The sequence below is a fragment of the Polaromonas sp. genome (genome assembly GCF_012927455.1).
GTDB lineage: Bacteria > Pseudomonadota > Gammaproteobacteria > Burkholderiales > Burkholderiaceae_C > Polaromonas.
In genome coordinates this window covers 55,372-76,140 of record NZ_JABBPE010000021.1, presented here as the reverse complement: position 1 = coordinate 76,140, position 20,769 = coordinate 55,372, and the positions used below count along the sequence as shown (strand labels likewise).

19 protein-coding genes are annotated in these 20,769 nt (G+C 61.7%); 8 read left to right on the top strand and 11 right to left on the bottom strand.

Going from position 1 to position 20,769, the window contains the following annotated elements:
- Positions 1-19: 19 nt before the first annotated feature.
- Positions 20-199 (top strand): hypothetical protein, encoded by a 180-nt coding sequence (locus tag HHJ18_RS19895; RefSeq protein ID WP_296918114.1) that lies wholly within the window; start codon positions 20-22, stop codon positions 197-199.
- Positions 200-285: 86 nt separating this feature from the next.
- Positions 286-1,614, top strand: a complete 1,329-nt coding sequence (gene egtB, locus HHJ18_RS19890) for an ergothioneine biosynthesis protein EgtB (protein WP_296918112.1) — start codon at positions 286-288, stop codon at positions 1,612-1,614.
- A 17-nt stretch (positions 1,615-1,631) separates the two neighbouring features.
- Here the strand turns inward: egtB and HHJ18_RS19885 are convergent, their stop codons facing one another.
- The 4 genes from HHJ18_RS19885 to HHJ18_RS19870 form a co-directional block, all read right to left on the bottom strand.
- Entirely contained in the window at positions 1,632-2,537 is a 906-nt protein-coding gene (locus HHJ18_RS19885; protein ID WP_296918110.1) for a pirin family protein, read from the bottom strand.
- 45 nt (positions 2,538-2,582) lie between these two features.
- Complete coding sequence (locus HHJ18_RS19880) at positions 2,583-3,137, bottom strand: flavodoxin family protein (protein ID WP_296918108.1); 555 nt, start codon at positions 3,135-3,137, stop codon at positions 2,583-2,585.
- Positions 3,138-3,164: 27 nt separating this feature from the next.
- Entirely contained in the window at positions 3,165-3,575 is a 411-nt protein-coding gene (locus tag HHJ18_RS19875; RefSeq protein WP_296918106.1) for a DoxX family protein, read from the bottom strand.
- Between the two features lie 112 nt (positions 3,576-3,687).
- Positions 3,688-4,389: a pirin family protein gene (locus tag HHJ18_RS19870; RefSeq protein WP_296918105.1), complete on the bottom strand. Its 702-nt coding sequence runs from the start codon at positions 4,387-4,389 to the stop codon at positions 3,688-3,690.
- 107 nt (positions 4,390-4,496) lie between these two features.
- Between HHJ18_RS19870 and HHJ18_RS19865 the strand changes: the two genes are divergently transcribed.
- The 3 genes from HHJ18_RS19865 (at position 4,497) to gluQRS (ending at position 7,826) form a co-directional block, all read left to right on the top strand.
- Complete coding sequence (locus tag HHJ18_RS19865) at positions 4,497-5,453, top strand: LysR family transcriptional regulator (protein WP_296918103.1); 957 nt, start codon at positions 4,497-4,499, stop codon at positions 5,451-5,453.
- Positions 5,454-5,600: 147 nt separating this feature from the next.
- Positions 5,601-6,677, top strand: coding sequence for an FAD-dependent oxidoreductase (locus HHJ18_RS19860; RefSeq protein ID WP_296918101.1), 1,077 nt, complete (start codon positions 5,601-5,603; stop codon positions 6,675-6,677).
- 195 nt (positions 6,678-6,872) lie between these two features.
- Entirely contained in the window at positions 6,873-7,826 is a 954-nt protein-coding gene (gene gluQRS / locus HHJ18_RS19855) for a tRNA glutamyl-Q(34) synthetase GluQRS (protein ID WP_296918099.1), read from the top strand.
- Positions 7,827-7,868: 42 nt separating this feature from the next.
- Here gluQRS and HHJ18_RS19850 read toward each other — a convergent pair whose 3' ends face one another.
- From HHJ18_RS19850 to HHJ18_RS19835, 4 genes are all read right to left on the bottom strand, one after another.
- Entirely contained in the window at positions 7,869-9,032 is a 1,164-nt protein-coding gene (locus HHJ18_RS19850; protein WP_366558869.1) for a PepSY-associated TM helix domain-containing protein, read from the bottom strand.
- A gap of 93 nt (positions 9,033-9,125) precedes the next feature.
- The gene (locus HHJ18_RS19845) at positions 9,126-11,234 is read right to left on the bottom strand and encodes a TonB-dependent siderophore receptor (RefSeq protein WP_296918095.1); all 2,109 of its coding nucleotides are present in this window, start codon (positions 11,232-11,234) and stop codon (positions 9,126-9,128) included.
- Between the two features lie 27 nt (positions 11,235-11,261).
- Positions 11,262-12,494: an MFS transporter gene (locus HHJ18_RS19840; RefSeq protein WP_296918093.1), complete on the bottom strand. Its 1,233-nt coding sequence runs from the start codon at positions 12,492-12,494 to the stop codon at positions 11,262-11,264.
- Positions 12,494-14,362: an IucA/IucC family protein gene (locus tag HHJ18_RS19835; RefSeq protein ID WP_296918091.1), complete on the bottom strand. Its 1,869-nt coding sequence runs from the start codon at positions 14,360-14,362 to the stop codon at positions 12,494-12,496. Before HHJ18_RS19835 ends, HHJ18_RS19840 begins: the two co-directional genes overlap by 1 nt.
- 217 nt (positions 14,363-14,579) lie before the next feature.
- Between HHJ18_RS19835 and trmB the strand changes: the two genes are divergently transcribed.
- On the top strand, positions 14,580-15,332 hold the full coding sequence (gene trmB, locus HHJ18_RS19830) for a tRNA (guanosine(46)-N7)-methyltransferase TrmB (protein WP_296918088.1): 753 nt from the start codon (positions 14,580-14,582) through the stop codon (positions 15,330-15,332).
- A gap of 91 nt (positions 15,333-15,423) precedes the next feature.
- Entirely contained in the window at positions 15,424-16,323 is a 900-nt protein-coding gene (locus HHJ18_RS19825; protein ID WP_296918086.1) for an RluA family pseudouridine synthase, read from the top strand.
- 3 nt (positions 16,324-16,326) lie between these two features.
- Here the strand turns inward: HHJ18_RS19825 and HHJ18_RS19820 are convergent, their stop codons facing one another.
- From HHJ18_RS19820 to HHJ18_RS19810, 3 genes are all read right to left on the bottom strand, one after another.
- On the bottom strand, positions 16,327-17,424 hold the full coding sequence (locus HHJ18_RS19820) for a DUF418 domain-containing protein (RefSeq protein ID WP_296918084.1): 1,098 nt from the start codon (positions 17,422-17,424) through the stop codon (positions 16,327-16,329).
- 140 nt (positions 17,425-17,564) lie between these two features.
- Complete coding sequence (locus HHJ18_RS19815) at positions 17,565-18,686, bottom strand: transglutaminase family protein (protein ID WP_296918082.1); 1,122 nt, start codon at positions 18,684-18,686, stop codon at positions 17,565-17,567.
- A gap of 200 nt (positions 18,687-18,886) precedes the next feature.
- Positions 18,887-19,441 (bottom strand): TlpA disulfide reductase family protein, encoded by a 555-nt coding sequence (locus HHJ18_RS19810; protein WP_296918080.1) that lies wholly within the window; start codon positions 19,439-19,441, stop codon positions 18,887-18,889.
- Positions 19,442-19,668: 227 nt separating this feature from the next.
- On the opposite strand from HHJ18_RS19810, the gene egtD reads away from it, so the two are divergent.
- Positions 19,669-20,688 carry an L-histidine N(alpha)-methyltransferase gene (gene egtD, locus HHJ18_RS19805; protein ID WP_296918078.1) on the top strand — a complete coding sequence of 340 codons (1,020 nt, stop codon included), beginning with the start codon at positions 19,669-19,671 and terminating at the stop codon, positions 20,686-20,688.
- The last annotated feature ends 81 nt before the right edge of the window (positions 20,689-20,769 follow it).

Sequence of the window (20,769 nt, the reverse complement as noted above, 5' to 3'; positions counted from 1 at the left end):
GCCCATAGCCGCCCTCTTCATGCGGGAAGCAGGCGTAACGAATGTTTACCAACTCGGTGGCGGCATTCCGAAATACCTTGAACAGAATGGCTACGCCCACTTTCATAACAAATGCTTTGTGTTTAACGAGCGCCGGGCCGTCGATGCTTCGGTCAATTCCCCAGGTCGATCACGCGATAAAGCAAAAGCGGCGCAGTGACTGACGGCGTCTTGTCTGACAGCTGAGACCCCTCAGGCATGGGAAGCTAAAGTTAATACATTTCAAGTACTTGCTTTACACCCTAAATGACAGCACAAAAAATCGCCTTTCATGCTGACGCATCGCTGTCGCCGCTGGCTCAGCGTTTTCAACAGCTTCGCAAGCAGACCGAGGCACTGATTGAGCCCCTGAGCGCCGAAGATTGCCAGCTGCAGTCCATGCCCGACGCCAGCCCGGCCAAGTGGCATTTGGCGCACCTGACCTGGTTTTTCGAAACCTTCGTGCTCGAAAAGTTTGAACCGGGGTTCAAGCCGTTCAACGCCGGTTTTCGCGTGCTGTTCAACAGTTATTACAACGGCGTGGGCGACAAATATCCGCGCCCGCAACGCGGCCTGATCAGCCGGCCCTCGCTCGATGAGGTTTTGTCTTATCGCACACAGGTCGATGAGCGCGTGCTCAAGGTGATTGCAGCAACGAAAAAAGCGCGCCTTGCCGAGCTGACGCAGCTGATAGCACTGGGCCTGCAGCATGAGCAACAACACCAAGAACTCCTTCTGACCGACATCAAGCATGCCTTGTCCTTCAATCCGCAGCACCCCGCTTACGCCAGGCGCTGGCCGCTGGCCGGCATTCATCCGCAGCCGGTGCGCTGGCACGGCTACGGCGGCGGGTTGGTGGGCCATGGCTTCGACGCCGCGCAGGATGGCGATTTTGCGTTTGACAACGAGACGCCGCGCCACGCCGTGTACGTCGCCCCGTTCGAGGTGGCCAGCCGGCTGGTGACCAACGGCGAGATACTGGCCTTCATGGCCGACGGCGGCTACCAGCGGCCCGAACTATGGTTGTCCATGGGCTGGGACTGGGTCGTGCGCCACCACCAGAGCGGCCAGCCCGGACAGACGCCCTTGCCGCTTTACTGGAAGGAGCAGTCCGGCGAGTACCGAAACTTCACGCTGCATGGGCTGGTGGACCTGGACCCGAACACGCCGGCGTGCCATCTGAGCTATTTTGAGGCCGACGCTTTTGCGCGCTGGGCCGGTGCGCGCTTGCCCACCGAGTTTGAATGGGAGCTGGCTGCCCGCGCCTTGCCGGCGGCTGCGTCGCAGTCAGGAAACTTCGTCGAAAATGCCGCCTTCCACCCGCTGCCGCAGCAAGAAGCCGACCATGGCGTGCCGGCGCAAATGCTGGGCGACCTGTGGGAATGGACCCAGTCCAACTACAACCCCTACCCTGGCTACAAACCGTGGGAAGGGCTGGTCGGCGAATACAACGGCAAGTTCATGTGTAACCAGTTCGTGCTGCGCGGCGGTTCCTGCGCCACGCCGCGCAGCCACATGCGCGCCAGCTACCGCAACTTCTTTCCACCCGATGCGCAGTGGCAATTCAGTGGAGTGCGGCTGGCGCGTGATATTTAAAGATCGTTTAGCGCAGGTCAAAGATCAGGCGCGTGCGCTTCTGCAGGCTGTGGCCTGCGTTCCGGCAGAGGAATGAATTCGGCGTCACCCGCGACTTGGTCCATCTTCCGGGCTGCCCAGTCATCGCCCGCTTGAAGCATGCGTTCCCTGCGGCTGGACACAAAATTCCACCAGATAAAATGCGGCCCACCGAGTTTGTCGCCGCCTATAACCATCAATCGCGCGGCTGTGCTGGCGCTGATCAGTATCGGCGCGCCGGGCATCAGAACAGCCAGGGTGCGCGCTGCAAGCACTTCCCCATCAACTTGCAGCTGACCGTCCACCAGGTAAAGGGCCAGTTCATCGGCGAGGGGCGGTAACTCCATGTGCGAACCGGCCGCAAGTGTGATGTCCAGGTAAACGGTTTTTGAAAATGTCTTGACCGGCGATGCCTTTCCAAAGGCCTCGCCAATCAGCACCCGCACTTCAAAGCCGCCCTGCGACATCACGGGAATGCTGGCTGCAGGCGTGTGCGTAAACTCGGGCGCCGTCTCTTCGTGCGCTGCGGGCAGGGCGGCCCATAGCTGCAAACCATGTTGAAGATAAGCCTTTTCCTTCAGGTCATCAGGCGCGCGCTCGGAATGCACAATGCCGCGCCCGGCCGTCATCCAGTTGATGGCACCGGGTTCAATCCGCTGGACCGAACCGAGGCTGTCGCGGTGCAGAACAGCGCCGTCAAACAAGTAGGTTACCGTCGCTAGCCCGATGTGCGGGTGCGGCCGCACATCATGGCTGGCACCGGGTTGGATCATAAGAGGGCCGAAATGATCGAAAAATACAAACGGCCCTATAGATTGGAGTTGTGCCGAAGGCAGCAGGCGAGTGACCAGAAAGCCAGCGCCCAGGTTTTTTTCATGTCCCTTCAGCTTGAGTTGAATAGTCATGAGGCTTGCCCTTGAAACGCGCCAATGCTAATGCCTTAATGCCTTTTAGCGCTGAAACCGGCTCGCCATATCGGCCACCCGCTTGCCGAAATTACGCGCCGTTTCCAGGTCCCCCGGCGACATGTCATTGGCGCCGGCATCCGAGGGTGACTGCGCCATGGCGCCGCTGTACGAACCCAGATAATTCACATCGTTGCGCTGCGCAGCCTTGCTGTTGCTGGGCATCACCCCCTGACTTACCCACAACCCGCCATGCTGCATGGCCAGGGTGAAAAAATAATTCAGCGTTGACAGTTTGTCGCCATTGAGGGCGGCGCTGTTGGTGAAGCCGGCAAAGAGTTTGTCTTTCCAGGCCTGTTTGAACCACGGCCTGGAAGATGCGTCGGCAAACTTTTTGAATTGCCAGCTGACCGAGCCCATGTAGGTGGGCGATCCCATGATGATTGCGTCGGCGGCATCCAGCATGTCCCAGCCGCCTTCGGGCAGGTTGCCATCGGCATCGATGGCGATGAGGTCGGCACCGGCTCCCTCCGCCACCGATTGCGCCATGCGCTGGGTATGCCCGTAGCCGGAGTGGTAAATCACCGCAACGCTAGTCATTTTTTCAGGCTTCCTGATGACGCCGCATCACGCGCCGCGCTTGCCGTCAAAACTCCAGGCGCCTGGGCCCCAGGCAGCGACGGTCAGCAGGCCACCCACGACCGCAATGTTTTTGAAGAAGGCTTGCTGCTGCTGCATCGCCATAGCGGGATCCACAGCCCAGAAATTATGGAAGATGAAGGTGATCACCACGGTGAAAAAAGCCATTCCGAGCGCCGCCCAGCGCGCCTGCAGGCCCACCAGCAGCAGCAGGCCAAGGCCCACCTCGACACCAATGGCCGCCGCTGCAGCCAGTTCAGGAAGCGGCACGCCCTTCGATGCGATGTAGCCGACCGTGCCGGCAAAGCCGCCTATTTTGCCGAAACCGGCCGGAATAAACAGCAATGCCAGCAGCACACGGCCAATCAGCGACAGGGGATTTTGAAGGGATGTGAACATCGGTGAGTCCTTGTAAAAAGTTGAGAAAAAAATAGAGAGTTAAGAAAGAGTCAGCACGCACTATGCACTATTGCATGGTGTTTGCATTCGCTATAGGAAACACGGCGCCGACTCAAGGCGCCAGATCAAATACCAGCACCTCGGCCGCTTCGCCCTTGGCCAGCAGCAACTGGCTTTCAGACTGCAGCGCAAGCGCATCCCCGGCGTGCAGAAGCTGCCCGTTGACTTCAAGCTGGCCGCCAACCAGGTGCACGTAACTATTGCGCCGTGCATCAAGCGCCAGCGTGGCGCTTTCCGTCCCGTCAAACAGGCCCGCATACATTTTTGCATCGGCATGAATCACGACCGAGCCCTGCGCGCCGTCCGGCGACGCCAGCAGACGCAGCGTGCCACGCTTTTCAGCGTCAGCGAAAGTTTTTTGCTGGTAGCTCGGGGCAACGCCAACGACGTTGGGTTCAATCCAGATCTGCAGAAAATGCGTGGTCTGGCCCTCGGCGTGATTGAACTCGCTGTGCTGCACACCAGTGCCGGCACTCATGCGCTGCACATCGCCGGGCGGAATGCCTTTGACATTGCCCATGCTGTCTTTGTGTGCCAGCTCGCCGCTCAGCACATAGCTGATGATTTCCATGTCCTGATGGCTGTGTGTGCCAAAACCCTTGCCTGCGGCAATGCTGTCTTCATTGATGACGCGCAGGTTGCCAAAGCCCATGTGCGCCGGGTCGTAATAGCCGGCGAAGGAAAAGGTATGAAAGGATTTAAGCCAGCCGTGGTCAGCATAGCCGCGTTCAGTGGAAGATCGTTTGGTCAGCATTCGGAGGTCCTTTCAAGCCGGGTTGGAAGGCCTCAATGTAACTTTCGATCCGGCCGTGAGGATTGCGTTTATTTGATGGCATCATTCAAATTATTTGAACGATATTTATGCCAACGCAAAACCATAGCGTCCGCGATGCGCTGACGCCCGAGAGCATTGGGCTGATTGGCGCGGTGCACCGCGCCGGCAGCATGGCAGCGGCCGCGCGCGAGCTCGGCCTGGTGCCCAGCGCCCTGACCTATCGAATCCGCCGACTCGAAGACGCCCTTGACGTGCTGCTGTTTGACCGCTCGTCGCGCCAGGCCCGGTTGACCGAGGCCGGCAAGGAGTTGCTGCGCGAAGGCGACCGCCTGCTGGTCGAGCTTGATGCCATTGCCAACCGTGTCAAGCGCGTGGCCACAGGCTGGGAGCCACAGCTCACGCTGGCCGTCGACAGCGTGATTTCGCGCACCACGGTGCTTGAGCTGTGCGAGGCCTTTTTTGCGCTCGACCCGCCGACCCGCCTGCGCATTCGCGAAGAGTCCTTGTCGGGCACGCTGGAGGCCCTCACCTCCGGCCAGGCCGATCTGGCCATCGGCGTCGCCGCGCAGCCGGCGCTTGACAAATCGGTGCACAGCAAACTGCTGGGCACCGTTCATTTCATCTACGCCGTGGCACCGCACCATCCGCTGGCGCAAGCCGACGAGCCGGTGCCGGACGCGCTGATCATGGCCTACCGCGCCGTGGCGGTCGCCGACTCGGTGCAGCGCGGCCGCGGCATGACAGTCGGCCTGCTGGGCGGCCAGGACGTCCTGACGGTGCCGGGCATGCAGGAAAAACTCGACGCGCAACTGCGCGGGCTGGGCGGCGGCTTTTTGCCAGAATACCTTGCGCGGCCGCACATTGACAGCGGCCGCCTGGTGGCAAAGCAGATGCAGCGGCCAGGCCGGCCAATCCCCATGAGCTATGCCTGGCGCCGTGCCAGCCCGGGCAACACCGAGGGCCGCGCCCTGACGTGGTGGCTGCAGCAACTGGACAATCCGCTGACCCGAAAAGCGCTGCTCGAGCGTGCGCAGTCGATTTAAAAGCGGCTTGCGGGGCCGGCACGCCGCTGCTGCGTGTAGAGTGCGCGTATGGTTTCGTCGATGCCTCAACAGCCATAACGAAACCGTGATGAAGACCTTTCAACCTAGAAACAGCACGCTTTCATCAAACCGGAAAAGTACCAAGACATGACAAAAAAATCCCCCACTGCTTCTTCTGAAAAAACATCGGCGCAGCGCCACTTTGCAGTGGTCGGTGCCGGCATTGCCGGCATCGCCTGCGCGCGCACGCTGGTGCAGGCCGGCCACCGTGTCACGGTGTTCGAGAAAAGCCACGGGGTAGGCGGTCGCATGGCCACCCGAGAAAGCGACTTTGGCAGCTTTGACCACGGCACGCAGTACTTCACCGTGCGCGATACGCGCTTTGCAAAAGCGCTGGCGCTGACGCCCGCCCTGGTGCGCCCGTGGAGCGCCAATACAGTGCGCATTCTTGACGAGCACGGCCGCGTCGTCGCCGCATCGCCGCCGCCCAAGGAAGCGCACTGGGTGGCTTCGCCCGGCATGAATGCGCTGGTGGAACACTGGGCCCGGCCGCTCGCCGACGCCGGCCGGTTGCTGCTGGAAACCGAAGTCGTCCAGATCGAAGCCGACAAGCTGCATCCGCAGCGCTGGCAGCTGCAAATCGAAGGCCCTGGCCCGGGCCGGGTTCACTCGGGTTTTGACGCGGTCGTTCTGGCCATTCCGGCTGCTCAGGCGCAGGGCTTGCTGCTCAGTTCACAGCAGGGCAAACCGTTGCAGACGGCGCTGGCCGGCGTCAGCGTCGCGCCTTGCTGGACTTTGATGCTGGCCTTTCCCCAGGCGATTCAGCCCACGCTGGCGCACCTGGGGCCGCAGTGGAATGCGGCGCGCAGCACGCACCACCGCATTGCCTGGCTGGCCCGTGAATCGTCCAAGCCCGGGCGCAGCCCGCTGGAGCGCTGGACCGTGCAGGCCAGCTCCGAGTGGTCACAGCGCCACCTTGAAGACGACGCCGAGCGCGTCAAGGGCAAGCTGCTCAAAGCCTTCGCCGAGGTCACCGGCATACGCGCTGAACCGCCACACGCCGTGGTGCACCGCTGGCGCCATAGCCAGACCATTGAGCCGCTGGGCAAATCCCATGCATGGGACGCCAAATCACGCCTGGGCGTTTGTGGCGACTGGTGCCTCGGGCATCGGGTTGAAGACGGCTTTGTGTCGGGTCTGGAAATGGCCCTGGAAATTTGTTAGCCCCCACGCTTTTCACTGCGTGTATTGCGCGAGGCCTTGCAGGCCGCGGCTCGCGAGACGCTTCGCCTCTGTCGCCTGTCCAATCGTGCTCAAGCACGATTGGAGCCGCAGGCTCCAGCCCCTCGGGGGCTGGCCTTGCTTGGGGGCGGCCCGGCGCTGCGGCCGTGTTAGCCCCAGCACCGTTCCTTCCTGCTTATGGCTTGTTATCTGTCTGGTTATAAAGGCAGGTTCGCGCCCTCCCCAACCGGCCCATTGCATGCGGGCTCACTGGTTGCGGCACTGGCCAGCTGGCTGGATGCGCGCGCGCACGGTGGCCGCTGGCTGGTCCGGATTGAAGACGTCGATATGCCACGCTGCGTGGCGGGCGCCGACGAAACCATTCTTGCGCAGCTCGCGGCCTGTAGCCTCTTACCCGACGAACCGCCGCTCTACCAGTCGCGGCGCGGCGCTCTTTATCAAAACGCGCTGGATCAATTGATTGCGCAAGGGCTGGCCTACCCCTGCGGCTGCAGCCGGCAAGACATCGCACGCGCGCTGGCACAGCGCGGTCAGCCGCAGCAACGCCATGGCGAACTGGTGTATCCCGGCAGCTGTCGCGGCGGCCTGAACGGTAAGCCGGCGCGCGCGTGGCGCCTGCAGACCGATAAATACCAATCAAATAGTGCTCTAGCCCAATCAGGACGGGCGCAAGCAGCTATTAAATTTATAGCTAACGAACTACTCTGGCAAGACCGCCGACTGGGCCGGCAAACGCAGAACGTCAGCCGGGACGTAGGCGACTTTGTGCTCAAGCGCGCCGACGGCCTCTGGGCCTACCAGCTCGCCATGGTGGTCGACGATGCGGCCCAGGGCATCACCGACATCGTGCGCGGCGAAGACCTGGCCGACAACACGGCGCGGCAAATTTTGCTGCAGCGCGCGCTTGGCTTGCCAACGCCGCGCTACCTGCACACGCCGCTGGTACTGGGCGCCGACGGCGAAAAGCTGTCCAAGCAAAACGGCGCGCGGGCACTTGACACGCGCGACCCGCTGGCATTGCTTGAGCAGGCCGGCCAGACGCTGGAGCTGCCGGGCCAGATCAGCGCCCGCACACCGGCCGAGTGGCTGCAGCAAGCCGTGCCGCTTTGGGCCAACCGGTACCAGACCTGACAAATTGCTGCATCGGCAACGACTCGTGGACGCACACCGCTTTCAGCTGCGATGACAATTATTTTCATTTACACGGGCGGGCCTTTTCTTTCGTTTCATCCAGACGGCCAACCCTGTCAGCAAAAAAAACAGCGGTAAAAAGCCAAAGACGCTGATAAAAATCTTGCCGGCGTTTCCAAACGCCTCACCGCTGTGAAGCGGGAACAGCCAATTGAGAAAGATGTCGCCGCCGGGCGCTCGCAAGGGGTCTCGCACCTGCAAGATGCTTCCCGTGTACGCGTCAATCGTGATGCGCGTTGCGCCGTCGCCCTGGCGTATTTCACCGGGTTGCCGCAGCCTGATTTCATACGGCATGGAAGGCGTGGCCGGCAGTGCGATGCGTGAGATCCGCGCATTCGGGTAAAGCGCTTGAGCGGCCTGCATGGCCTGTCCAGGCGAAAGCGGTGCGCCACTGACAGGCATCTGGTTGATCAGCTTGGCCGACGCCGACACGGTCGCCACGCTGCTGACGATGGGCGTCACCCACTTCGGCAGATTGAAATACCAGCCGGAAAATCCAAGCATGACCAGCACCGGCGCGGCAAAAAAACCGGCCACCCGGTGAGAGCTATGGAAAAAGCGCGGCCACGATCCGCCATGGGAAATCGTGATCGCCTGGCGCAGCGCCTTGCTCTGGGGTTTGGGCCACCACAACAGGGCACCGGCGCTTGAAGTGATCAGCAGCATCAGCCCGGAAATGCCGATCACCGTCTTGCCAATTTCGCCTGCCAGCAAGTAGCGATGCAAATGAAACAGCGTCGGCATCAGGAGGCGCCGCGACATCCCGATGTCGCCCCAGTTCCGCTCACCGGCAATCTGCAGCGTCCCAGGGTTGAGCATTACTTGGCGAGAGGTTTGCAGCAGAAGCGGCGAAGCCTGTTTTGACGGCCCGTTGCGATACCAGGCAATGACCGTTTCATCAGCCCGCGCCGCAAGCGTTATCTGTGTCGGTTGTCCGTAGCGCGGATCAACAGCCAGGCGCTCAAAAACTTGCTGCACCCTTGCCGGCGTTATCGATGCAGAGGCATCCGGGTTGACCCCAGGCGCCGGGGCAACCCGAAACAGGCCCGGGTTGAGCATGCTGTCGATTTCGGGCAGCCACACAATGGCGCTTCCGGTCAGCCCGGAAAGCACGAACAGCGTGCCAAAGCAGAGTCCGGTCCACAAATGGAGCTGTCGCAGCAGCGACCGTGTTCGACCGCCAAGCATGCGATTTGAAAATGGTTTTTGGTGGCGGGTGCCCGGAAAATGCATCCGTGCTTAAAACCGGTACCGCGCGCTGACAAGCAGCGAACGCGGCTCGCCCGGCATGTTGTAGTCGTTGGCACCGCTGTGCGCGGCAGCGAAATATTTCCGGTTCAAGAGGTTTTTCAGCGTGACGGCGACGTCGAACTTTTTTTCCTCATAGCCGGCACCCAGATTGATCACGCCGTAACCCGGCAATACGGTCAGGTTGTCGGGAGATGCGTACCGCGAAGATTCCGCTCGCCCACCTGCCGCGACGTAATACCGCTCGTTGAACTTGCGCTTGAGCCAAAGATTCAGGCTGTGCCGCGGCGTCAGCGCGGCCGTATTGCCCTGGAACGGCGTGCCAGCCGAAGTAAGCTCGGTCGATTCGGTGATGCTGCCCTTCATATAGGAATAGCCGCTGATGATTTCCCACTGCGGCGCGACCTCGCCAGCGAACGCCAGTTCGAGTCCGCGCGTGCGCTGCTTACCCACCGGGATGGAAAAATTCGGATTGGCCGGATCGGCCACCTGGATGTTCGTTTGAGACATGTCGAACACCGCCGCGCTCAAGCTCGCCTTGGCGCCGATATCGAGCTTGACGCCGACTTCCTTGTTCTCGGTCTGCGTTGGTTTTAACTGGTCGCTGTTGGCACGAAACACGAATGAATCGGAGAGCGGCTGGAACGACCGGCTGTAACCCGCATAGACAGAAACCTGTTCTGTCGGCTGGTAGACCGCGCCAATTCGCGGCGACAGCGTGTTGTCGGTGCGCTGCATGTCGACGTTGCGCGCGGTGCGGTCGTCCCGCGTTTGTTCGAGCTTGTCATAACGCAAGCCGCCCAGCACTTTCCATTGCGGACTCAGCGTCACAAGGTCCTGCAAGTACAGCGCAGCAATATTCACACGGTTCTGGTTGTCGGCGCTTGGAACGATAGTCGCGGGAAGCGGTGCCAAGTTGGCGAGGACGGGATTGAACAAGTTGTAAGTCGCGACGTTGTTGCGCGACGCTAGCTGCTCGCTCTTGTTCTGCCGCCCCAACTCCAGGCCGTAAAGCAATTGGTGCTGCGTATCGCCCCATTGCGCCTTTTGCGATAGTTCGTTTTGGAAGTAGTAGCCCTGCTCATCGCGCAGGCGGCGCGTCTGCGCGATGGTCACTGTCGGATTTGCGGTGGTCGTCACTTTACCGATCGTCGTGTAATTGCGATCCAGTGAATAGTCGTAGCCGCGCAGCACCGAGTGCAGTTTTAACCCGGCGTTGAATGCGTGGTCCAGCGTGATGGTGCCGCTGGCGACTTCGGATTGGACGAACGCGCGGTCCCGCCCATTGGCCGCGCCGAAATACGTTTCAATCGGAACATCGACCGGGCGGCCGCGAAAACTCGGCACACCCTGGTCGGCCAGGCGCTTGTCTTTTAAATAGTCGGCCTGCAGCGTCAGGGTGGTTTGCGGGCGCAGCTTGAAAGTGACGGACGGCGCAATCACCTGCCGTTCCAGGAAATACTGGTTGCGAAAGCTTGTCGAATCTTCCAGCGCGCCGGTCAGGCGAAACAATGTCTCCTTGTCGGAACTGGCGGTGCCGAGATCGAATTCGCCGCGCTTTTGTCCTGCTGATCCCAGCGTCGCGCCGATTTCCAGCGCCGGTTCTGCTCGAGGCTTCTTTGTCACGCGGTTAATCAGGCCGCCGGCCGAGCCGCGCCCATACAGCACTGAGGACGGCCCCTTGAGCACTTCGATTCTTTCAATGTTCGACAGGTCACGGAAGTACAAAGCGTCGTCACGCACACCGTCGACAAATTGATCATTGATGGCCGAAAAGCCACGAATCGTCACCTGGTCGCGCTGGCCATCGCCGACGCTGAACCCCAATCCCGGCACATTTTGCAAGGCGTCCTGCACCGACAAGGCGTTTTGATCGCGCATTACCGCTTTGGGCACCACATTCACCGCCTGCGGCACATCGCGCAGTGGCACGGCTATTTTTGTCGCTGCTGAAGATTGCGCCGCCTCGTAGCTGCCGCCTGACTCAAGCTTTTCTGTCACGACAACGGCCGGTAAAACGGTTTCAGCATGGGCGGCTTGTCCTAAAACAGCACAAGCGGCTGCAACGATGAGGGGGAATTTTCGAAGCTTGGGTTTCATTTTTTCCTTTGATTGCTAAGAGAGGTGCTAACCTGGGTTTATTGCGGACGCGCCGCGCTGCGCTCTAGTCGCCGCACTTTCTTCTGTTCGAATAAAACGCAGGCCGATGGCGGCGATGGCATAGACCAGGGCGACGGGCCAGAAGGCGTACTGGATCGGAATCCAGGCCAGAATCAATCCCCCGCCGCCGGCACCGAGCAGTGCGCCGGCTTTCGCAGCGCTGTTTCCTGCGCCCAGCACGCGGCCTTGCTGCTGCCCATCCGCCTGGCGCGACAGCAGTCCATAAAACACCGGCAACAGCGCGGCCAGGCAAACACCCCACAGCACTCGGGCCAGGATGAAGAGGTAGAGGTTGTGGCTGGTTGCCTGCACTAGGGCGATTGCCGCGCACGCCCAGCACACCCATTGCACCTGGCTCAACACGGTCGCGGACGGCTGGCCATCAAATCGTCTTCCCCAGAATGGCGCGGCGATGCACAGGCCAAAGGCGGTTGCGCCATAGCACAGGCCGGTGACCCAGCCGGGCGTGTGAAGAACCTGTTCGACAAACAGTCCAAAAAACGCTTGCGGCATCATCTTTCCGGTCTGCACCAAAGCGATTCCGAGCAGTAGCCCATACACCGCGCCAAGCGCAAACGGCTTTTTCGGCTCGGTGCTTGAGCTGTGTGCCCGAGAAAGCGGCGCTGTGGCTGGCAGCGCCAACCAGGCAGTGATGGCGCAGGCCAGGCAAACCGCAGCGGCGACGATATTCACGAATCGAAATCCGAGCGTGTCAAAGAGCCACCCTCCTGCCAGCGGGCCGGCCATCGATCCGACCGCAGTCGCCACCTGTAGCCTGGCCATCAGGCTGCCGCGCTTGTCGCCCACCACCAGGCCTGCGCCATAGGCCTGCGCCGCGGCGATGAATCCGGCCAGCGCGCCCTGCACCAGACGGACAGCCAGCAGAGTCACGATATCGTCGGCCATACCGATCCATAGCTGGGTGACGGCCAGTGCGAGCAAGGCCCGCAACAGCATCGGCTTATGACCCGTGCGATCCCCCAGACGGCCCCACCAGGGGGTAAAGCACATCGCCATGGCCAGCGGTCCGGCGTAGGCCATGGCGCTCGCCCAGGCCAGCGCCTGCGGCGACAGCCCTCCAAGCGCCCGCAGATGGAGCGGCCAGAAGGGCGCGCTCATTTCCATGGCGCCCATCGATACCAGCTGGATAAGAAACAGCCAGCGCAGCACGGTGCGGCTGCCGGTTGCAGAACTAGCCATCAGAGCGCAGCGATTTTCAGCGGGTTGGGCATGTGGCCATGCACGTCGTCCGAGCAATCGGTCAGCCGCATGCGCAGAAACGACTTCGCCGGCCAATCGCCTTGCAGCAGCGCACGGCGTTCGGCGTCCCAGCGTCGCGGCTCGGTACGCGCACGCAGGCGGTCAAACACATTCTCGATCTGGCGCCGCAAAATATCCCAGAAGCTGGCCTCCGGATGGTTATAAGTGCGTGACAGCAGCAGCGCGAGTTCCGCCAGGTGGCAGAGCATGACCGCATGCAGCAGCTTGTCGCGCACCGGCTCGGCGGACTCAAACACGGTAAATCCGGGGCGATACGCCACCAGTTCCAGGCCGGCGCGCTGCAATGTCGGCGCATGTACCCGCAAGTCGCCAAAGTCACGCACCAGCAGCTGCGCCGGTTCGTAGCGTTGATTGACCATGATGAAGCTGTTTTGCTGATGCGCCTCGAAAGCGATGCCGTACAGCAGGTAGGCGCTCAGCGTTGCCGTCACCACCGTGGCCGCGTAGCGCTCAAAAAAGGCCAGGGCCCCGTTGGGGTGATCGCCGAACGACAGGCCCACCAAATCTGTGACGATTGGACGTCCGCCAAAAGGCGAGTCTGCGAACAGCGAGCCGACCGGCACCGGGAACAGCGCCTCGGTGCATTTGCGCATCGGATTGGCGCGAAACAGGACCGACAAGTGCCGTGCGCGGTCGTCATCGCGGTCCGGGTCGATATAGTGCAGCCCGACGTCTTCGCCAACGATATCCAGTGTTTCGCCAAAACCGCTTTCATGCGCGACGATGGTCGTGAGCAGCCGCGTCAGACGCGGCCCCATGACGGCGGACTTGGGGGACACAGTGCGTTGCACACTGGTCAAACGCAGCGAAACCGGCAATTTCACATGCGGCAATTCCGCCGAACCTTCGGGTACCACGGTCCGGAACGACATGGTGGGCGCCGCGGTAAAGCTGACGCCGGGCAGCAGCAGCAAGTCGCCCGCCGCGATTTCTGCTGCGAATTTATGCGGAATCAATTGCTGCGCCTGGTACGGATGCAGCGGCAGCGGCAACCATGCATGAGGATCTTGCCGCAGTTGGTTCAGGCGGTCTTCCCACTTGGACCACATCAGGGGAAACGTCAGCGCAAACCATAGGCGATAGTCAGCACCTTCTTCGGAAAACGCGGCATGCGCCTTGTCCGACCGGATCGCTGCCAGCGGCACCTCAAGCGCCGGCTGGAATTCCGGCGAGAAGGCGACGACTTCGTCAGCAGTCAGCCCCAGCTTGGCTTTGTGCGTCGGATGCCATGGGTGACCCAAAGTACCCCATTGCTCCAGCAACAGTGCCGGGTTCTTCAGCGCAGAATTTCTCACCGCCGCGATGAAGCAGTGCCCATCCGTGCCAAGTTCTGTCGTCAATCGCCGCGCCCAACTCTGCCGGTAGCTCAGGCACAGCGCGTCGTTTTCCAGGCTGTTGTCCAGCTCCCCGATGAGCCGTTGCAGGTCGTCTGCTGGCATCTGCCCGGGTAGCGAGTCGGCAATGCAAGCCAGCAGCACCGAGGCCGTGGCCACCGGCAGCGGGCGCTCGCCAGTCTTGTAATACGCAATGGACCCGGATAACTGGCAGTCCCCGATGCCCCCGATCTGCAAGCCTTCAAAACGCAGCAAGCCTTGTTGCGACCAAAGCGGCAGCCAGGCAATTCCCTCCTCGACGATCAAATGCGCCCTGGGCAATAAATTTTCCCTGAACAAGGCCTGCAAGGTTCTTTGCAGCCCGCGTTGCCCCGCGTCAAGAAGCGAGAGCTCGGTGCAAAGGTCTCGGCATGCGTGGTCTGCCGGCTTGGAAGGTTTGAATATCGCGTTCATGTTTGACCGTTTCAAGGGAAGGAAAGCAGTTCATCATAAACGAGAATGATTCTCAATACGATTTAGGCGAGGTTTTTTCTCTTGCGGATAAAACGCTTTCCAGTGAGAAAGGTCAAGGCTCGACATCAATCGCCCGCGCCTGATACAAAGCGGTCGATCTCCATCTTGGTAGGGGCAGCCTCAATTTCGGCGGGCTTGGCCGCACTAAAATTGGCAGGTGATTGAAACCCCCACCTCCAAACCGCCTCAGCCGCCCACGCCATCCGCCTCACCCGCCGTCGATGGCGCCCCCGCTGAAGTCAGCCATCCGCGCACCATCCGCAGCTTTGTCAGGCGCACTGGCCGCACCACGCTGGGCCAGGCCAAGGCCTTTGCCGATGTCGGCCCCAGGTTTTTGCTGCCTTACGCCGCAGCGCCCATCGACTTGGCCGCCGTGTACGCTCGCACGGCGCCCACCGTTCTGGAGATCGGCTTTGGCATGGGGGAAGCCACGGCGAGCATTGCGGCACTGATGGCGGAAACGAATTTCCTGTGCTGCGAGGTGCATACGCCCGGCGTCGGCGCGCTGCTCAAGCGCATTGACGAGCAGGCCCTAAGCAACATCCGCATCCTGCAGCACGATGCCGTGGAAGTGATCGACCACATGCTGGCGCCTGCCAGCCTGAACGGCGTGCATATTTTCTTTCCTGACCCGTGGCACAAGAAAAAACACAACAAACGCCGGCTCATCCAGCCGCCGCTGATCGCCAAGCTGGCAGCCCGCCTCAAACCCGGCGCTTACCTGCACTGCGCCACCGACTGGCAGCCTTATGCCGAGCAGATTCTTGAAGTGCTGAGCGCCGAGCCCTTGCTGAAAAACACGGCTGGTGCTTATGCGCCCAAGCCTGATTACCGGCCTTTGACCAAGTTTGAAAACCGCGGCATCAAGCTCGGGCACGGTGTCTGGGACCTGGTGTTCAGGCGGGTGTGAGCAAGTTCAGTCCGATCGCGGGGCCGCCCCAAGGCCGGACAGCCCCCTCGGGGGGAAGCACAGTACGCGAAGCGACCAGCGTGGGGGCTCGATGATCTATGGCGGCCTGCCCACCCGCCACGGCGTGAGCCCGAGCTGCGTCGGCCTGCCGGCAGGCAACTGGCCAACCTTCACTGATTTTCTGGTCGAGCGCTTCCCCGCCATCTCGCGGCGAACCTGGCTGGAGCGGATGGCGGCCGGGCTGGTGGTCGATGAGTTTGGCGCCGCTGTCACACCGCAGCGCACTTACCGCGGCCACATGCGCCTGTATTACTACCGCGCGCTGGCTGACGAGACACGCATTCCGTTTGAAGCCGCCGTGCTGTTTCAGGACGAGCACCTGGTCGTGGCCGACAAACCGCATTTTTTGCCCGTCACGCCCTCCGGCCACTACCTGCAGGAAACCCTGCTGGTGCGCTTGAAAAACCAGCTGGGACTGGACAGCCTGACGCCGCTTCACCGCATCGACCGCGAAACCGCCGGGCTGGTGCTGTTCTCGGTGCGGCCCTCGGACCGCAACGCCTACCAGGTTCTGTTCAGGCAGCACAGCATTCGTAAACACTACGAGGCGATTGCGCCGTGGCGCAGCGATCTGGTGTTTCCCATCGTCCGACAAACACGAATTGAAGAAGGCGAGCCGTTTTTTCGGCAGCATGAAGTGCCAGGCGCGCCCAACAGCGAAACCCACATCGATATTCTGGAAGTCCGCGGCCAGCTGGCACGTTACGCGCTGAGCCCGGTCACCGGCAAAAAACACCAACTGCGCGTGCACATGAATGCGCTGGGCCTGCCGATTTTGAATGACCACATGTACCCGCCGGTGAGCGTCACACCAGCCGACGACTTCGAACACCCGCTTCAGTTGCTGGCCAGGTCGATCACGTTCACGGACCCGATCACGGGGCAGCAACGACGATTTGACAGTGCGCTGCGCCTCGGCGAGTGGCCGTAGCCTTCACCGGCTGCGGGAAAACCGCCGCGCCATGGCGCGCCACAGGCGCTCGCCGGGAGGCACCCGGCCGCGCCCAAGGTAGCGATAGTCGATCCACGCTGCCAGCAGCATGAAGGTGAGCAAGGCAATCAGCAACACGCCCGCGCGCCCCAGGTGACCATGCAAGCCCAGAAAAGTCTGACTGAACAAAACCGAAAAAACAATCGACTGGCCCAGAAACATCGTGAGCGGCGCACGGCCGACCGCCATCAGCCGCATCAACGCTGGCGCTCGGGGGTAACGTTGGGCAAGCCACGCAAATAGCGTCAGCAGGACGGGAATGCACACAAAAGGCGTGGTGGTTTCTGCCAGCAAGAATTGAGACACGACGCCGCCCTGGCACCCTAGTGATGACCAGGCACCCGCACGCCCGAATGTCCATTCCGCGGCCGTCGACCAGGCCAGCACCGCCGCACTGGCGAGCACCACCGGATGAAAAAACGACGGCTGGCGAAGATGCTGCCAGAACGCGGCGCTTCGTGCGCACCACACTCCCAGCAAGACGAGGGCCCAGAACACCGGATTCAGCGCGTGACCAAGAAGCCCGTTGATCAGAAACTCGGCCGCACCTTGCCCGCGCGCCGTCAGCCAGTTGCCTTGCGCGAAAGAGGCCTCCATAGACATGGCGTCCGGCCCGCACCGCAGGGGGCTCTGGTCGCCAAACGCCCAATAAGTCGTTGTCGCGAACGTGGCCGTGAAAAGCACACCCAGCACAAGCTTGACTGCGGTGCCCGACCACGCGACCGCGTAGCGGGCCAGTGTCAGCACGATGATGGCGTAGGCGGCCAGAATGTCACCAGGCCACAGCAGCAGGCCATGGGCGACACCCACCAGAAGCAGCGCCATATACCGCCCAAAAAGGGCACTGCTCACCTCGGGTCTTGCCAGCGTGCGGGTTTGCAGGACAAGCCCGACTCCCAGCAAAAACGCGAGCATCGGAAAGGAGCGGTGCGCAAAGACCAGGTTGGATAGCAATTCAGCTACGCGATCAGGCGCGGTTAAAGCCCGGTCCCAGGCGTAGTTGCCACCGGCAAATCCGATGTTGAACGCGTGTGCGTTCACCACCGCGACACCGAGCAACGCGAACCCGCGCGCCGCGTCCAAGGCGGCAACGCGGTTTTCCGGAAGGGGCGATTCGTTCAGTGCGGCGCCTCAATCACGGCGGCATCGGCGCGGCAGCCACCATGCTTTCGCGGTTCGACTCAGGCCAGGATCTCTTTCGCCGTGATCTGGTACTTGAAATCATCAGGCGCGTAGGGGTCAAAGCGGCCGCCGGCGTTCTCGGCCATCGGGTACATGAAAAAGCCCAGCCGCTCGCCGCTCGATTGCGGCAGGGCCACATCGTGCGCGGTGTTGTAGGCCATCCAGTTGCCTTCCCAGCCGCCAAACAGCGCCTTGTTGACGGGTGCCACCACCGGATCGATCACGTTCTTGATCCAATCGGCGGTCTCCAGACGCATCACCTTGGCCACGTCGGCCGGGTCCATCGCGACCCAGCCGTAGCCCTTGAGGTAGGCCTCGGAGCGGCAGTGCTGCGCGCCCTTGAGGCTGGCCGGGTTGCCCGACAGTTCCTTGTAGCCAAAGGCCGAGGGCACCAGGCGCACGCCATAGACATCGCGTGCCGGCACGCCGACAGCGCGGCACAGGCCGACAAATATCGCGTTCAGGTCGGCGCATTTGCCGCCCAGATTGCCGGTCTCCAGCATGGTCTTGATGTCGCCTTCGCCGCAGCCGCGCACCTTGGGGTCGCGGTAAGTGTTGGCGACGATCCAGTCGTAAAGCTTCTGGGTTTTTTCAACGTCGGTTTTGGCGCCGCGCGTGGCGTCCAGCGCGGTCTTGCGCACGATGCCGTCGGTCGGAATCCAGCGGGTGGGCCGGGTGAAATAGCGCAGCGTGTCGGCCGCTTCCGGCTCTGCGGTTTTTTGCGACCAGTCGACCGCGCGGCCCTGCGTCTGCACACGGCTGGTCAGCTCGACAAAAGGCTTGGCCTCGCCGGCGCTAAATTCGGCATATAGCATCTTGGCGCCGTACTGACCGTCTTGCATCAGCCTGCTGCTGCCGTTGCTGAAGAAACTGTTGTCCAGCGAATGCTGGTAGTCGCTGTTGACCGAGGGAATCGGCAACCACACCTTGGTGACGCCGTCGGGTTTGACGATGTCGACGCGGGTCGTCACGTCAAAAGTGCGCCAGCCGCCGCTTTGCGGTGCAAAGTTGCTGCGCGCGGGTGCGGGTGCGGGCGCCTGGGCGAAATTGAGCGAAGGCAAAGCAGCAGCCAGGGCGGTGGCAGCGCTGTTTTTCAGAAAACTACGGCGTACGGTGGTCATCAAGAGATCTCCGGTGAGGAAAGGCTAACGTGCATGGGCGCAGGTAAAAATGCGCCCAGAAGTTATTGCAAGGGTGTACCAGCAAATGAGATGCGGCTTCTAGGAAAAAGTGGCAAGTAGCAAGCAAGTGGCTCTGTAATTATCCCTGCAAGTTGAAAATTTCGTTGAGAGCGGCGCTGGCCGGGGCAGACGCTGGCAGCTCAAGATTTGAGCAGGCCGGCAATCAGCTTTTCGGCCGCGCTACCGGTCCAGTCGACTTCGCCCTGCACGCGCTGCTGCGGACGGCCACGGCGGTCGAGCAGCAGCGTGGTGGGAAAGACCTTCACACCCCAGCGGCGCGCCACCTGCCCATCGGCATCGAGCAGTATCGGCAGGCTCAAGCCGGTGCTTTGGGCAAAGCGCAGCGCGCGCGCCACCGGCTCCTTGAAATTGATCGCCAGCACCAGCAGCTTGTCGGGGCCGTACAGGTCGGCCACCTGCTGCAGCGTCGGCATTTCGGCACGGCAGGGTTCGCACCAGCTGGCCCAAAAATTAAGCAACACGGCCCGCCCGCTGAGATCAGCCAGGCGCCAGGTTTTGCCAGTGCTGTCTGCCAGCGCAAAGCCCGCCACCGGGCCGGCCCAGCTGGTGACCTCATAGGCCGGCCCCTGCAGGCCTTGTGCCCCCGTCGGCAGCGCGGTGGCGCTGGCGGTGGCCAGCGCTGCTTGCAGAAAATAGCGGCGGGAAAAAGAGTCGCGAGGGGAGTCGGTAGGCATGGGTGAAGAGCTGGAGGACAAATCGAACCAAAGAATTTGGTAAAAAATGGTAGCAAAAAATTTCGCGCTGCAGCCTGTTAGTCAGGCCAGTCACAGAGCAGAGCGTAGCAAAGCAGACGCGCCCGCAGGCCGGCAAGGTCTTGCGCGCGAGGCGAATCAGTCCTACAAACGCACTAGCTGATCTGCTTTTATATTGTCTTCTTTATCACCACAGAGCCGACCTGATCGTGAAACCGCCACTCACCCTCTCCGACTTCCCGCTTGCCCCGACGGCTGCAGCGCCCCAGTTCATCCACCTCGACAGCGACTCCAGCGACCGTAGCGACGCCCTGCAAGCGCTTAGCGATGGCCTGAGCGCCGAGGCGGCGCGCGTCTCGCCCAAATACTTTTACAACGCGCTGGGCTCCAAGCTGTTCGAGGCCATCACGGGACTGGCCGAGTACTACCCGACGCGCACTGAGGCCGCTATTTTTGAAGCCTCTCATGCGCAAATCGCCGCCGCGCTGGCGCAGCGAGGCCTTCAAAACCCCTGCCTGATTGACCTGGGCGCAGGCAACTGCGCCAAGGCCATGGCGCTGATTCCCCACCTGCGGCCGCGCCAGTATGTGCCGGTTGACATCTCGGTGGATTTTTTGAAAGACGCCGCCGCGCAGGTGCAAATGAGCTTTCCCGCGCTCGACATCGTCGGCGTGGGCATGGACTTTTCGGCTGGGCTTACCCTGCCTCCGCAAGTGCAAAGTGAGGATCGGGTGTTTTTCTACCCGGGCTCCAGTCTGGGCAACTTTCGGCCCGACGAGGCTTTGCTGTTTTTGAGCGACATGGCCAATCCGGCACGCGGCCAGGCGCGCGGCCTGTTGCTGGGCATTGATCTGGTCAAGGACCCCGCGACGCTGGAGGCGGCCTACGACGATGCGCTGGGCGTGACGGCGGCGTTCAATAAAAACCTGCTGCTTAACGTCAACGACGCGCTGCAGTCCAATTTTGACTTGCGCCAGTGGCGCCATGTGGCGCTGTTCAACGCCGTGCAGTCGCGCATCGAAATGCACCTGGAAGCCGTTTGCGAACTGAACGTGCGTTGGCCCGGCCAGCAACGGCGCTTCAGCGCGGGTGAGCGCATCCACACCGAGAACTCCTACAAGTACACGCTCGATGGCATGTCCACGCTGCTGCAGCTGGCGGGCTTTCGGCAGATTGAGCACTGGACCGACTCGCAGCAGCGCTTTGCCGTGTTCTGGGCCGCGGTCTGAAACGCTTTACCGGCATATTTGCTGAAATTATTGATGAAATAGGCCTCTAGCCCAATAGGAACGGGCGCAGGTAGCTATTAT

Excerpts from the sequence above, each read along its gene's own strand:
- HHJ18_RS19845 (WP_296918095.1), bottom strand. The coding sequence starts at position 11,234 with ATGAAACCCAAGCTTCGAAAATTCCCCCTCATCGTTGCAGCCGCTTGT.
- HHJ18_RS19885 (WP_296918110.1), bottom strand. The coding sequence starts at position 2,537 with ATGACTATTCAACTCAAGCTGAAGGGACATGAAAAAAACCTGGGCGCT.
- HHJ18_RS19865 (WP_296918103.1), top strand. The coding sequence starts at position 4,497 with ATGCCAACGCAAAACCATAGCGTCCGCGATGCGCTGACGCCCGAGAGC.
- HHJ18_RS19875 (WP_296918106.1), bottom strand. The coding sequence starts at position 3,575 with ATGTTCACATCCCTTCAAAATCCCCTGTCGCTGATTGGCCGTGTGCTG.
- HHJ18_RS19880 (WP_296918108.1), bottom strand. The coding sequence starts at position 3,137 with ATGACTAGCGTTGCGGTGATTTACCACTCCGGCTACGGGCATACCCAG.
- HHJ18_RS19840 (WP_296918093.1), bottom strand. The coding sequence starts at position 12,494 with ATGGCTAGTTCTGCAACCGGCAGCCGCACCGTGCTGCGCTGGCTGTTT.
- gluQRS (WP_296918099.1), top strand. The coding sequence starts at position 6,873 with ATGGCTTGTTATCTGTCTGGTTATAAAGGCAGGTTCGCGCCCTCCCCA.
- HHJ18_RS19860 (WP_296918101.1), top strand. The coding sequence starts at position 5,601 with ATGACAAAAAAATCCCCCACTGCTTCTTCTGAAAAAACATCGGCGCAG.
- egtB (WP_296918112.1), top strand. The coding sequence starts at position 286 with ATGACAGCACAAAAAATCGCCTTTCATGCTGACGCATCGCTGTCGCCG.
- HHJ18_RS19895 (WP_296918114.1), top strand. The coding sequence starts at position 20 with ATGCGGGAAGCAGGCGTAACGAATGTTTACCAACTCGGTGGCGGCATT.
- HHJ18_RS19835 (WP_296918091.1), bottom strand. The coding sequence starts at position 14,362 with ATGAACGCGATATTCAAACCTTCCAAGCCGGCAGACCACGCATGCCGA.
- HHJ18_RS19810 (WP_296918080.1), bottom strand. The coding sequence starts at position 19,441 with ATGCCTACCGACTCCCCTCGCGACTCTTTTTCCCGCCGCTATTTTCTG.
- HHJ18_RS19870 (WP_296918105.1), bottom strand. The coding sequence starts at position 4,389 with ATGCTGACCAAACGATCTTCCACTGAACGCGGCTATGCTGACCACGGC.
- HHJ18_RS19815 (WP_296918082.1), bottom strand. The coding sequence starts at position 18,686 with ATGACCACCGTACGCCGTAGTTTTCTGAAAAACAGCGCTGCCACCGCC.
- HHJ18_RS19825 (WP_296918086.1), top strand. The coding sequence starts at position 15,424 with ATGATCTATGGCGGCCTGCCCACCCGCCACGGCGTGAGCCCGAGCTGC.